This is a genomic window from Paenibacillus sp. EPM92 (assembly GCF_016586185.1).
Lineage (GTDB): Bacteria > Bacillota > Bacilli > Paenibacillales > NBRC-103111 > Paenibacillus_G > Paenibacillus_G validus.
In genome coordinates, this window is record NZ_BCPS01000029.1 from 1 (window position 1) to 13,047 (window position 13,047).

A 13,047-nucleotide genomic window follows, 5' to 3' on the forward strand; every position below is an offset into this window, starting at 1 on the left:
TTTTCACTATTGTGAAATCAAAGCATTCAGCATGCTGAGTTTCGTATCCAGTTTTCAGGGCGCAAGCTCTGTGCTTATGACGGTGTACAAGCTGTCGTATAGCTCATCTTGGAGAGATACCCAAGTGGCTCAAGGGGACCCTCTGCTAAGGGGTTAGACTGCGCAAGTGGTGCGAGGGTTCGAATCCCTCTCTCTCCGTTGCTTCACCCTCATGGATTGAGGGATGGGAACCGAAGGTTCATCGGAGCATAAGCTTCGTAAGCGAAACTTCGCAGACTCATTGATTGATATGGCGGCGTAGCTCAGCTGGCTAGAGCGTACGGTTCATACCCGTAAGGTCGGGGGTTCGATCCCCTCCGCCGCTACCAAAACAAGTTGAATGATTTAGACATTTTATGGTATGATTCGACTTGTGTGTACTTGTACATACTATGGAGGCTTAGCTCAGCTGGGAGAGCATCTGCCTTACAAGCAGAGGGTCGGCGGTTCGATCCCGTCAGCCTCCACCATACATACGCCGCTGTAGCTCAATTGGTAGAGCAACTGACTTGTAATCAGTAGGTTGGGGGTTCAAGTCCTCTCGGCGGCACCAGTTGTCTTTCATTGTGGAGCCGTGGTGTAGAGGCCTAACATGCCTGCCTGTCACGCAGGAGACCGCGGGTTCGAATCCCGTCGGCTCCGCCATGAATAACTTCATAACCCTACATATGGCTCGGTAGCTCAGTCGGTAGAGCAGAGGACTGAAAATCCTCGTGTCGGCGGTTCGATTCCGTCCCGAGCCACCATAGGCTTTTTTTAGCCGTCTTGGAGGCTTAGCGAAGTGGCCAAACGCAGCAGACTGTAAATCTGTTCTCTGACGAGTTCGGTGGTTCGAATCCATCAGCCTCCACCATTCATGTAAGAGCCATTAGCTCAGTTGGTAGAGCACCTGACTTTTAATCAGGGTGTCGTAGGTTCGAGTCCTACATGGCTCATCTTGTTACAAAGAAGAGATCTTCCATGAGAAGATCTCTTCTTTGTTTTGGCAACATTCCGTTTCTCTACTCACACGGATCGCCCCCCGTTCACAAGGACGAACCGTGTGGTTCTCATTGCAGTTCGAGCCTCGTACCGCTCTGCTTGATATAATCCGCCGTCCGAAGCGCGAGCGCCATGACGGTGTTCGTCGGATTACCGCCGCCTGAAGTGACGAAGGAGTTGGCACCGCATAGAAATAGATTGGGGATGTCGTGACATTGTCCGTAACTGTTCACGACCGACGTCTCCGGGTTGTCTCCCATTCTGCAACCGCCCATCAGATGGGCGGTATCGGGAACAATGAATTCGACACGTCCGCCGGAGGCTTCAAGGATAGCGCTCATTGTACCGATAGCGTGTCGAATTAATCGCCGGTCATTCTCTCCATAACCGAATGTCACTTTAGCTCGCGGCTGGCCGTGAACATCCTTCTCTTCGCATAAGGTGATGCGGTTGGCTTCGTCTGGAAGCACTTCCCCGACCAACGTAACGCGTCCGTAGTAATTATAATCAAGCATCGCCTCGCGCAGCCGATTGCCCCAGACCGGTCCTCCGGCACCCCCGGATTTGGCGATGCCTTGAGCGAAGCCGAGCGGTCTGGCGCCGTGCGCATGCAAGGTATAGCCTCGAGCGAAGTCGCGGTCCGGCGACGTGCTATAAAAGTCCTGCGTCGATGCGAGCACGGGCGTACCTTTATAGAGCCGCACTTCGTCGTCGAAACGGGCGTATACATCATGACTGCTGTGCGTCATGAACGCTTTGCCCACCCAACCGCTGCGGTTGGCGAGGCCTTCGGGATACTGTCCGTTGGCGGAATTGAGCAACAGCCGTGGGGTTTCGACGACATAGGTAGCTAATACGACGATGCGGGCCTTTTGCTCATAGGTATCGCCATGATGTACGAACGTAACACCGGTCACCCTACCGGTCGCATTCATATTCACCTGGGTCACGGTACAATCCGCAAGCACTTCTGCTCCCGCTTTCTCCGCTTTGGGGATGTGGACAATCAGCGTGCTGAATTTGGCGTTCGGCATACAGCCTTGATTGCAAAACCCGCGGTTGATGCAGGGCGGCCTGTCTTCAAACGGTGCGGATAAAATCGCGAGCGGCGTGACCGTCCAGCCGATGCCCAGCTTCTCGCAGCCGCGGGCAAACACTTGCGCATTCGGGCTGATCGGATCACGTTCCGGATACGGATACGGTCCACGGAACGGCCCCCAAGGGAAATATTTCGGGCCGGATACGGCAATGTCCCGCTCGATCTTCTCATAGTAGGGCTTCAGATCGGCATACCGGATCGGCCAATCCTCCCCGACGCCATCGAGCGTACGCGTCTGAAAGTCCGACTCATGAAACCGCAGAAACACCCCGGTAAAATGCGTTGTACCGCCGCCAACCCCCCAGCCGGAGTTATTGTGACCCATTTCCAGCGGATCGGATCCGTCAACAACGCGCGTATCCTGCCAGCCCAACCGCTGCATCGCCAGCTCGTCACTCGCGAAATCATGCTGAGGGTCGCGATAGGGCCCCGACTCCAGCACGACTACTTTCATACCGGCTTCGCTCAGCTCTTTGGCCAAGACGCCTCCGGCGGCGCCAGCGCCTACAATCAAGACGTCGACGGTTTCATCTCCATATCGCCTGTTCATGAGGGCTTACCTTCCTTTATCGGCTCCCAAGGGTCGGGCACATCCGGATTCATGCGTACATAACCGCGGGGATAGGCGGGCCCTCCGTATCCGATTTCCGACCAAACCTCCGGATGCGAGTAATAGCCGTCAATCGCAAGCTTCAGCAGCTTTTGAAACCAAGCTTGCTGCGGGATAGACCTCCAAATATCGGGGGGAGAGCCGTCTCCTTGACTGATTGCATGCATAATCTGCTTCTTTTGCTCCTGATCCATATGAAAAAATCGTTTCGTATGTAGCCTCTGACAAGCCGAGTCGAGCGCTTGCAAGCCATTGCGCACGAGCGCCGGAGCCGGCGGTTCGCCAGGTTTACGCTGGCTTTCCTGACCGGAATTCATCTTGGTGTCAATATGATCGAGTACGAACTGTATGATCTCCGGCCGCTCGTCATCCAATAACAGGCAGCACCAAGCCCGCAAGTTCTCAGCTTCAACAGCCGTCAGGAAGGTATAGCCGCCGCCGCCTGTCTGCAGGCGGTCAAGGACGATGCGCCGTGTGTGCTCATCCCATTCGTGCCGCTGACTCATAACGTCATAAGAAGGATAGCGGGTCAAACGTTTAATAGACATTCCTCTCTCACCTCCAGTAATAAGCAAGCAAGCCCAGTACGCTTAACGCGCTAAAGAGAAGCGGCAAAACGACCGGAGGCCCAGCCAGAAAGTTGCGCATCGAATAGCCGCCGACACGGACGCCGACGCCGTGAAAATGATAATAGAAACCGGCGGCTCCGATCATGACGCCCAGCCACATCAGTCCCGCAAAGACCAGAAGCAGCAGGTGGCTGCGGTCGAAGGCGAGCCACACGGCCGTCAGACTGAAGATAGGCGCCGCGACGACGGGGGTCCACATCGATTTGTGATGGAAATTCTGCCGGTAATGCGACAGCGCCACTTGAATCCAAAGGACGAAGAAGGCAACGCCGACAAACAAATAAATGACACGGTCGAGCGACCAGCTTATCCAATCCATGATCATCGCCTCCATGGCTTCGTTTTATAGGCTCGGTGAAGCCGGTTTAGGAAAGGTCAACGCGCCATAAGGCAGACAGGCCGCTGCCGTAGGTCGTTGCGGGGACAGAAGCTCTTCGAGCAGCGAGTCCAGTGATTCGACGGGAGTAAATCCGAGCAGCTGCGTGACGGGTCGCGGCATAGCGGACAACAGATATACGCGATGGTGAGCAAGAATTTCGTCTATATGTAAAATTTTGTGCGCCCCCAATACGAAATGCGCCCTAAGCTGGGCTACCGTGTGTGAACGGTTATGCATCGTATCGAGCCAGGCTTGAAATTGCCCGTTACCGAGCATTTCGGAACATTCCGCCACGAGAATGATGGTCCCGCCCGGTTTCGTGAAGGCTGCGGCGTTACGCAGCGTTTTGACCGCTTGATACATATGCAGGTCCTTCGGATACCCGCCCGGCGAGGCGATCACAATATCATAAACGGGCGAAGCCGGCACTAGAAACCGCTCGGCAGCAAGCCTCATGCCCACTTGATGGGCTTTCACGATATCGCCGGCAACGGCGTCCAAGACATGACGGTCGTGGTCGACGATCACATTCAGCATGAAGTGGACCGGCACCAACCGCTGCGCTTCCTCTAAATCGCGATGGACGGGGTTGTCCGAGCTCCCGACGATGGCTTTGTGCGTAAGCGAGAGCGCGTGGTTGTGCTCAATGCAGCGCTTGGAGGCAACGCCGGGAACTAACGATTTGACGCCTCCGGATATGCCGACGAGCGAGTGCGGCTCGATATTCCCGATGACGATGCGCAGCGGTGAAGCCGCGACAAGGCGGTTAATTTCAACGGGCGTTCCCAGCGTCGTCGTCCCGATATAAACGCAATCTTCGGACAAGCAGGAATGATTATGTACCCGAACCCGCGTATAAACGGGATGGGAAACAAGCTCGCGCAGCTCCTCTTGCGTATGCCGCCGATGATAGCCTAGAGCGACGACCACATCGATGCGATCATCGGGGATCCCAGCCTCGTTCAATTCCTCTAACAGCGGCTCAAGCAGCAAGGGACTAGGGCATAGGCGCGTTCCGTCGGGAATTAAAATAACCGCCTCCGTCTTGCTGCGGGCAAGCCTGCGCAGCGGAGAGCTGCCGATCGGTGCATCGAGCGCGCGGCGAATTCGGGCTCTGGATTCCAGTTGAGATCCCGGATTTCTGGGAAGCCTATAGGTGACGGTGCGAAGCGTATGGCCCGAAGGGATCTGGAAGCTTACGGTCGTCTGGCCATAACGCAGCATGGGCATCTTCTGATTTCACCCCCTGCATGAAGTTAAAAGTGATGAAAGCAGTTCAATTTTTCCCCAATATCATAAAAAGTATCCTGTTTCCGGGAAATAAGGGATGTTTATACGGCCGCCCGTCCGATCATAAGGAAATGAAATCGGGAATGGAGCCTTTGCTTCCTTTTTGTTTATGCTACAATAAGAGGATGTCGCCGGGAGTGGCGCCGAAATAGAGAAAACGTTTGCAACGTGACGCGGTTCGTCGGTACCGGTTGCAAATAAGGAGAGGGAGCCAAGGAATGGATTGGGAACTCGTACGTCAGCAAGTCGAAAGCGCGCTCGGTATACCTGTCAGCAGCGTCAAATGTTCAGTGGAAGAATGGTCCAAGCAGGTCGAGGAAAACGGCGGCGTCGTCTCCGGGGTGGACAAGAACGGCCAAGTTTATTTTTTGGTGCACAAAGAAGGGCAAGACGCGCTGCTTCTGCAAGTGCCCGCCGGGTCGATAACGCCCAAGGAACGGATGCTCCTTGGATTGCTGCTCGAAAACCGGAAACAGCAGGATAAAAAATCGGCTTCGCCAAGCGGTGAAGAGGAACGGAAAGCGGCATTGATCCGTGAATGGTTCAAAGGCCAGCAGGAACTCGGCTATACGCAAGCGGAGCTGCCGGATACGCTGGTGTCGCAATTATCGCTGTACGCAACGAAAATTCCGCTGCTGCTGTATGTCGATCAGATTACGTCGCGGCGCGCGCATTATACAGAGCTGAAGAAGCTGTTAGAGTCTTTCTTCGATGCGCCGCTTACACTGATTCCCCTCACGGATAAAGAATGGCTTATTCTCGGTCCGGAAAAAATATTGACGATGGACGGCGGGGATGATAAAGCCGATGCGTCCGACGAAACGCTGGAAGATCAGCTCGCCGCACTTGGTTACGGTCTTCACGAAATGCTGGAGAATGAATGGGTGGGTGAATGCCATCTTGCCGTTCATTACCCGATCCTTCCGGCCAAATCGTTATATGCCACCGTGCTTCAGCTGCGCGAGACGATCATGCTCGGTCGGACCTATCATATCGGCAGTAATATGCATATGCCTTGGGAGCTGCAGTTGGAGAAGCTCGTCCATATGCTTCCCGAAACGGAGAAGGCCAATTTTCTGGAGCGGGTGCTCAAGCGGCTTGATGTCGCTTTCGATCCGGAGACGATGACGACGCTTGAGCATTTTTTTCAACTCGATTGCAATGTCAGCGAGACGGCCAAGAAGCTCTATATTCATCGGAATACGCTGCTTTATCGGCTGGATAAATTCAAACAGGAAACGGGATTGGACGTGCGGACGTTCAATCATGCGGTGCTTGTGAAGATCGCCTTGTTATTGTACAAAGTAACGAAAAGAAAGTGATTTTTTTGTGAAGATTGTGCATAGTCATCAACGGATCAGTAAGGTATGATGTAAGCATATTAAGAAGATATCAACTCGTAGGGGGAATTAATCATGGCAGGCGTACGTTTAAACCACATCGTAAAAAAATATCCGGGTGCAGCGGAAGCAACGGTTAAAGACTTCCATTTGGACATCAAAGATAAAGAGTTTCTCGTACTCGTAGGCGCTTCCGGCTGTGGTAAATCGACGACGCTTCGTATGATCGCAGGTTTGGAAGAAATCTCCGAGGGTGAATTGTACATCGGCGACCGTTTGGTGAACGACGTGGCTCCGAAAGACCGCGATATTGCAATGGTATTCCAATCCTACGCTTTGTATCCGCACATGAACGTGTATCAAAACATGGCTTTCGGTTTGAAGCTTCGCAAGTTCAAGAAAGCCGACATCGACGCTCGCGTTCGCGAAGCGGCGAAAATTCTCGACATCGAGCACCTGCTCGACCGTAAACCGAAAGCATTGTCCGGCGGTCAGCGCCAACGTGTTGCCTTGGGCCGCGCGATCGTTCGCGAACCGCAAGTGTTCCTGATGGACGAACCGCTTTCCAACCTGGATGCTAAACTTCGCGTACAGATGCGCGCTGAAATTACGAAACTGGTTAAACGGCTTGAAACGACAACCGTTTACGTCACGCATGACCAAACAGAAGCCATGACGATGGGCGATCGGATCGTCGTTATGGATAAAGGGGTTATCCAACAAGCAGCTACGCCGGAAGAGATTTACAACTTCCCTGTTAATATGTTCGTAGCGGGCTTCATTGGTTCCCCATCGATGAACTTCGTTAACGGCAGCTTTACTGAGCAAGGCGGACAGCTGCACTTCCGTACAACGGGTGTCGACGTTCAGCTGCCTGAAGGCAAAGCCAAAATTATCCGTGAAAAAGGTTACGCCAATAAAGAAGTCGTACTCGGCGTTCGTCCGGAAGATTTCCATGAAGAAGCGATCTTCATCGAGGCGTCCCCGAACTCGATCGTTAACGCTCACATCGAAGTGTCCGAGAACCTCGGTCATGAGATGATCCTTCACTTGAACGGTATCGGCAACTCCAACGTTGTTGCCCGCGTAGACAGCCGTTCCGGCTTCCACGAAGGGATGAACGTCAAATTGGCGATCGACATGAACAAAGTTCACTTCTTCGACAAAGAAACGACAGCTTCCATCCTGCTGAATGGCTAATGGAATCGTATAAATAAAAAACCAGCCGAAAGGCTGGTTTTTTATTTGAATGATAGCGATAAGCAAAGCGGGCGGCAGCGGTTGATTTATGCGGCCGATTCCTTTACGATGAGGATACTGGTATAAAAAGGAGACGAACGACCTTGCCTAAAAAAGTAAAAGTTTCGGATTTGGTAAGAGAGTTTCAACTTGAGATTATATGCGGCGATGAGGGCTTGAAGCGTCCGATCATGACTGCCGACCTATATCGACCCGGGCTGGAACTGGCCGGTTATTACGAGTTTCATCCGCATGACCGGGTACAGATTTTAGGAAAAACGGAGCTGACCTTCTTCGAAGGCCTGTCGCCGGAGGAACGCACGGAGCGGATGCACCGGCTTTGCGCGCCGGATGAAATCCCATGCATCATCATTAGCCGCGGACTGGAAGCGCCGATCGAGCTGCTGGCGGCGGCGAATGACTACCGGATCGCGGTGCTGCGGACGCCGATGGCGACGACGATTTTGGCAAGCCGATTGACCGGGTTTTTGGAAAATCGTCTCGCTCCGACAACGACGATTCACGGCGTACTTGTGGACGTTTACGGTATCGGCATGCTTATCTCCGGTTCGAGCGGTATCGGGAAGAGCGAAACAGCGCTTGAGCTTGTGAAGCGCGGGCACCGCTTGATTGCGGACGATGCGGTGGAAATTCGCCAAACGGCCGACCACACGCTGATCGGGAACGCGCCGGAGCTGATTCGGTACTTATTGGAAATCCGCGGGATTGGTATTATTAATGTCATGACGTTGTTCGGAGCCGGAGCGGTACGCACCGCGAAGAAAATTTCGGTTGTCTGTAAGCTGGAGAATTGGCAGCAGGACAAGCAATACGACCGATTGGGACTGGACGAAGAGAAGACCCGGATTATCGACACGGATATTCCGCTCGTCACGATTCCTGTGCGTCCCGGGCGGAACTTGGCGGTCATTATTGAGGTGGCGGCGATGAATTACCGCTTGAAACGGATGGGCTATAATGCCGCGCTGCAATTTACGAACAAATTGACGGAATCGTTAAACGAGGATATGGACGACTTGGAATAATCCCATTGAACGGGGAGCGGTTCTCGGACCGTTCGCTTCGTATAAGGAGAGAAGATAGCGCATGTTTTTAGCTCTGAATCCGATCGCATTTTCACTTGGACCGCTGACGGTCTATTGGTATGGCATTATCCTGGGTGCGGCGGCGATGATGGGATTGTTGCTAGCGGTGCAAGAAGGCAAGCGGTTTGGCATTTCACCGGACTTTTTCATGGACTTGGTGTTGATCGGCGTGCCTTCGGCCATCATCGGCGCGCGAATTTATTATGTCGCCTTTAAGTGGGAAGATTACAAGGATAATTTGATCGAAGTAGTCAAGATCTGGCATGGCGGCATCGCCATCTACGGCGCTTTGATCGGCGCAATCATCGCTGCTGTCATTTATGTACGGCGCAAAGGCTATTCGTTCTGGAGGATTGCGGACATTTGCGCGCCGGGGCTGATCATCGGACAGGCCATCGGGCGCTGGGGCAACTTCATGAACCAGGAAGCGCACGGTGGACCGGTAAATGAAGCGTTCTTACGGAACAATCTGCATCTGCCTGATTTTATCGTCAATCAGATGTTGATTGAAGGACAGTATTATCACCCGGCCTTCTTATACGAGTCATTGTGGAATTTAGCCGGACTTGTGATCTTGTTCGTACTGCGCCGTCAACGGTTCTTGCGGGCAGGCGAGTTGTTCTTCAGCTATTTCATTTGGTATTCGATCGGCCGCTTCTTCATTGAAGGGGTCCGGACGGACAGCCTGGATTTCACCGGACCGGAATGGTTGGTCTCCCTGATGCACAGCTTATGGTCGCCGATGCGCGCGATCGGGTTTGAGCCTGGGGTGATGACGTACGGCGGCAATGTGCGGATTTCGCAGCTGCTGGCCGTACTGATCGTTATTGCCGCGATCGTCGTGATCATCGTGCGGCGGAAGACAGGAGCGTCTGCAGAGCATTATTCCGATCCTATTCTACAGGTCGGTGCGGCAGCGGCGAGCGAGACGACGACGGCGGTAAACGCCGAAGGAGCTCCGAATGAGGCGAAGCCGGGAGAGGCAGAGGAAACAAGATGAACATGAGACCAGCAAACGAAGGAGCAGAAGCATGATTCAAGCCGTACTGTTTGATTTGGATGGGACGATTCTCGATACGAATGAGCTGATCATTCAATCTTTTTTACATACGTTTGACTGGGACACGCCGGAGCCTGTAACGCGGGAGCGCATCATTCCCAACATGGGGCGGCCTTTGCACGAGCAGATGGCGGATTTCTCGGGGCGGGAGCAGGTGGAAGATTTGATCATGAAATACCGGGCTTTCAACATCACCCGGCATGATGAATTGGTCACGGCGTTTCCTCATGTGCCGGAAACGCTCGCCCAATTGCGTGAAGCGGGGGTGAAGCTCGGCGTCGTCACCAGTAAAATCCGGAAGACGACAGAGATGGGCCTGAAGCTGACCGGCATTATCGGTTATTTTGATTCGATTGTCACGGTCGAGGATGTAGAACAGCCGAAGCCGCACGGGGAAGGCATCTTAAGAGCGCTGCGCGAATTGGGTGTGGACGCCTCGAGCGCTTTGATGGTCGGCGACAGCCATTACGACATCGAGGCGGCCCGAAATGCGGGTGTCTCCCCGGTTGGGGTCGCCTGGTCGTTGAAAGGCGTCGAATATTTGCGCCGGTATGAGCCGGACCACGTTATTGACGATATTCGCGAACTATTGCCGATTGCCGGCATAGGAGGAGAATCCAACGCTTGAGACAGACGGACCGATATCCGGTGGACGGGCCTAACTCGTTATGGCAAGTATACAGTACGATAAGCCGATGGAAGGCCATTCGTAACTTTATTTTTATCCAGATCGCCAGGTATGCGCCCTCCTTGCCTTTGAAACGGTGGATTTATCGCCGTATCTTAGGGATGAAAGTGGGGGAGCATGCCTCTTTCGCTTTAATGGTCATGGTGGATGTATTCTTCCCGGAGAAGATCGAGGTGGGGGACAATACGATCATCGGATACAATTCGACGATCCTGACGCATGAGTATTTGATCAAGGAATACCGGCTCGGGCAGGTGAAGATCGGTTCCCATGTGATGATCGGAGCGAACAGCACCATACTGCCGGGCGTAACGATCGGGGATCATGCGATCATTGGGGCAGGCTCGGTCGTGCATAAGGACGTTGCGCCGTACAGCTTCGTCGCGGGCAATCCCCTGCGCGTAATACGAGAGGACGTCCGGGAGAGCGGGGAGTAAAACGATATCCGATTTAGCCTAACAGGGGCCCTTCACACCGGTTTGAACGGGAATAACGAACGTAGTTCCGCTCTTGTCGGAAACGACGGTTTACAAGCAGAAATACCGCACCCGGGTTCCGCTCGGGCGTTCGGATGAAGCTCTGCAGACATACGGAGAACGTTCGTGTTATTCCATTGACGGAGTCTCGTTTCCATGGTAGACTAACGATTACATTCTTTATTTTGGTAGTATGGTAGCACATTAGCGAACTAAAGCAAAAATTACGAATAGTAGGGTGAAGACCGGTGTCCAAACCGAAAGTGTTCGAAAAGCCGACAGGCGTCAAAGATTATTTGCCCGAGGCGGCGGCCAAGCTGCGCAGCATTGAGTTCAAACTGATGCAGTGTTTGGAGCGCTGGGGTTACAGAGAGATCATTACTCCAACGTTGGAGTATTACGATACCGTAGGGGTAGCGAGCTCGACGGAAGATAAGAAGCTGTTCAAGCTGCTCGACCGTAACGGCACGACGCTCGTCATGCGCTCGGATATGACGGCGCCGATCGCGCGTGTCGTTTCGTCCTTGCTTCGTGAACATGCGTTCCCTCTTCGTTTGTCGTACCACGCGAACGTCTTTCGCGCGATTGAAGCGGAAGCGGGGCGGGATGCGGAATTTTTCCAGACTGGCGTTGAGCTCGTCGGCGATGCGTCAAGCGAGTCCGATGCGGAAGTGATCGCACTCGCGGTCGCTTGCTTGCAGGCGGCCGGCGTGAAGCCGTTCAAAATCGCGCTGGGTCATGTCGGCTTCCTGAACGGCTTGTTCCAGGAAACGCTGCGCGACCGTACGGATGCGCAGACGCAGTTGAAGGACTGCTTGCTGAACCGCGATTACGTCGGTTATCGGGAAGCGCTCAAGACGATGGGCTTGCCGGCGGAGGTGCGGGAAGAGCTGGAGGGCATCCTTCGCTTGCGAGGGGGCCAAGAGATTTGCCGCCAAGCGCGTCAGTTAACCGACGATCCGGTAGCGCAGCAAGCGATCGCACATTTGTGCGAAGTGTGGGACGTGCTGGAGGCGTATGGCGTCAGCGAGCATGTGCTGATCGATTTGACCATGATCGGCGACTTCTCTTATTACACGGGCATGACCTTTGAAGGCTATGCGGCGGATCTCGGATTTCCGGTGTGCAGCGGCGGTCGTTATGACAACCTGCTGGCGCAGTTCGGCCGTCCGGCCCCGGCGACCGGCTTTGCGCTCAAGACGAACCGGATTCTTGAAGTGATCAGCAAGGAGGCTGCCGCAGAGACGTCGAACCGCGTGCTGATCGTCTATACGGCGGACAACCGGCAGCAGGCGTTAAGCCGGGCGGGAGAGCTGCGGATGGAGCGGCAAGCGCCGGTGGAGACGCTGCTCGCTCCGGACGGTCAGTATGAGAAAGAACAGCTGGCCGGCGGTTCGGTTCGCGTTCGGGGGATCGAATATCAGAGCGTCATTGAGTTTGTGAATTAAAGGAGCGGCGAGCCCATGCAGGAGTTATTGAAAGTAGCGATGCCCAAAGGGCGTATTTATAAGCAAGCTTCGAAGCTGTTCCGCGAGGCGGGCCTCGCGATTCCGGACGAAACGGACGAATCGCGCAAGCTGATTATCGCGGTGCCCGAAGCCAATATGGAGTTTATTATGGCGAAGCCCGTCGACGTTCCGACGTATGTGGAATACGGCGTAGCCGATATCGGCGTCGTCGGCAAGGACGTGCTGATGGAGGAAAACCGCGACGTTTACGAGCTGCTCGATCTCGGTATTGCCCGCTGCCGCATGTCGGTCATCGGCTTGCCGGATTGGAAGCCGGTGCTGAATCCGCGGGTGGCGACCAAGTATCCGAACGTCGCCTCGCAGTATTTTCGGGAGCGGGGACAGCAGGTGGAAGTGATCAAGCTGAACGGCTCCATCGAGCTGGCGCCGCTGATCGGGTTGGCCGACCGGATTGTCGATATGGTCGAAACGGGCAGCACGATTCGGGAAAACGGGCTCGCGGAGCACGAAGAGATTTTCTCGATTACGAGCCGGTTGATTGCGAACCGGGTAAGCTACCGGATGAAAAATAACGCTATACAAGCACTGTGCGACCGACTGCAGCCGGTCATCGCAGCGGCCTTGGCGGCGAAAGCATAGAAG

At 54.2% G+C, this 13,047-nt stretch carries 12 protein-coding genes and 8 tRNA genes; 16 read left to right on the forward strand and 4 right to left on the reverse strand.

Going from position 1 to position 13,047, the window contains the following annotated elements; translation table 11 throughout:
- Window positions 1–110: 110 nt before the first annotated feature.
- From JMF85_RS05550 to JMF85_RS05585, 8 genes are all read left to right on the forward strand, one after another.
- Window positions 111–198: transfer RNA gene (locus JMF85_RS05550), tRNA-Ser, on the forward strand.
- A 93-nt stretch (window positions 199–291) separates the two neighbouring features.
- Window positions 292–368 (forward strand) — tRNA-Met (locus JMF85_RS05555).
- Window positions 369–433: 65 nt separating this feature from the next.
- Window positions 434–509: transfer RNA gene (locus JMF85_RS05560), tRNA-Val, on the forward strand.
- A 7-nt stretch (window positions 510–516) separates the two neighbouring features.
- Window positions 517–592, forward strand: a tRNA-Thr gene (locus JMF85_RS05565).
- 15 nt (window positions 593–607) lie between these two features.
- A tRNA-Asp gene (locus tag JMF85_RS05570) sits at window positions 608–684 on the forward strand.
- A gap of 25 nt (window positions 685–709) precedes the next feature.
- Window positions 710–785, forward strand: a tRNA-Phe gene (locus tag JMF85_RS05575).
- A gap of 21 nt (window positions 786–806) precedes the next feature.
- Window positions 807–892 (forward strand) — tRNA-Tyr (locus JMF85_RS05580).
- A gap of 9 nt (window positions 893–901) precedes the next feature.
- Window positions 902–974 (forward strand) — tRNA-Lys (locus JMF85_RS05585).
- A gap of 114 nt (window positions 975–1,088) precedes the next feature.
- Here JMF85_RS05585 and JMF85_RS05590 read toward each other — a convergent pair.
- From JMF85_RS05590 to JMF85_RS05605, 4 genes are read right to left on the reverse strand one after another with little or no spacing between them, the layout of a single operon-like run.
- Window positions 1,089–2,669, reverse strand: coding sequence for a GMC family oxidoreductase (locus tag JMF85_RS05590; protein WP_141334335.1), 1,581 nt, complete (start codon window positions 2,667–2,669; stop codon window positions 1,089–1,091).
- The gene (locus tag JMF85_RS05595; protein ID WP_236595746.1) at window positions 2,666–3,277 is read right to left on the reverse strand and encodes a gluconate 2-dehydrogenase subunit 3 family protein; all 612 of its coding nucleotides are present in this window, start codon (window positions 3,275–3,277) and stop codon (window positions 2,666–2,668) included. The genes JMF85_RS05590 and JMF85_RS05595 overlap by 4 nt, the downstream gene beginning before the upstream one ends.
- Before the next feature lie 7 nt (window positions 3,278–3,284).
- Entirely contained in the window at window positions 3,285–3,677 is a 393-nt protein-coding gene (locus JMF85_RS05600; protein ID WP_127609203.1) for a hypothetical protein, read from the reverse strand.
- A 24-nt stretch (window positions 3,678–3,701) separates the two neighbouring features.
- A complete protein-coding gene (locus JMF85_RS05605; RefSeq protein WP_201317875.1) occupies window positions 3,702–4,967 on the reverse strand; it encodes a nickel-dependent lactate racemase family protein in 1,266 nt (421 codons plus the stop codon).
- A 278-nt stretch (window positions 4,968–5,245) separates the two neighbouring features.
- Here JMF85_RS05605 and JMF85_RS05610 point away from each other — a divergent pair, with 278 nt between their 5' ends.
- The 8 genes from JMF85_RS05610 (at window position 5,246) to hisG (ending at window position 13,044) form a co-directional block, all read left to right on the forward strand.
- A complete protein-coding gene (locus tag JMF85_RS05610) occupies window positions 5,246–6,349 on the forward strand; it encodes a PucR family transcriptional regulator (RefSeq protein WP_201317876.1) in 1,104 nt (367 codons plus the stop codon).
- A 93-nt stretch (window positions 6,350–6,442) separates the two neighbouring features.
- Entirely contained in the window at window positions 6,443–7,567 is a 1,125-nt protein-coding gene (locus JMF85_RS05615; protein ID WP_127609197.1) for an ABC transporter ATP-binding protein, read from the forward strand.
- Between the two features lie 143 nt (window positions 7,568–7,710).
- Window positions 7,711–8,652, forward strand: a complete 942-nt coding sequence (hprK, locus tag JMF85_RS05620) for an HPr(Ser) kinase/phosphatase (protein WP_141334341.1) — start codon at window positions 7,711–7,713, stop codon at window positions 8,650–8,652.
- A 61-nt stretch (window positions 8,653–8,713) separates the two neighbouring features.
- Entirely contained in the window at window positions 8,714–9,712 is a 999-nt protein-coding gene (lgt, locus tag JMF85_RS05625; RefSeq protein ID WP_155614718.1) for a prolipoprotein diacylglyceryl transferase, read from the forward strand.
- Between the two features lie 31 nt (window positions 9,713–9,743).
- Window positions 9,744–10,400, forward strand: coding sequence for a pyrophosphatase PpaX (gene ppaX, locus JMF85_RS05630; RefSeq protein ID WP_201317877.1), 657 nt, complete (start codon window positions 9,744–9,746; stop codon window positions 10,398–10,400).
- Window positions 10,397–10,897 (forward strand): acyltransferase, encoded by a 501-nt coding sequence (locus JMF85_RS05635; protein WP_127609189.1) that lies wholly within the window; start codon window positions 10,397–10,399, stop codon window positions 10,895–10,897. Before ppaX ends, JMF85_RS05635 begins: the two co-directional genes overlap by 4 nt.
- A 287-nt stretch (window positions 10,898–11,184) precedes the next feature.
- Entirely contained in the window at window positions 11,185–12,384 is a 1,200-nt protein-coding gene (locus tag JMF85_RS05640) for an ATP phosphoribosyltransferase regulatory subunit (protein WP_127609187.1), read from the forward strand.
- Between the two features lie 15 nt (window positions 12,385–12,399).
- Window positions 12,400–13,044 (forward strand): ATP phosphoribosyltransferase, encoded by a 645-nt coding sequence (gene hisG / locus JMF85_RS05645; RefSeq protein WP_054797495.1) that lies wholly within the window; start codon window positions 12,400–12,402, stop codon window positions 13,042–13,044.
- The last annotated feature ends 3 nt before the right edge of the window (window positions 13,045–13,047 follow it).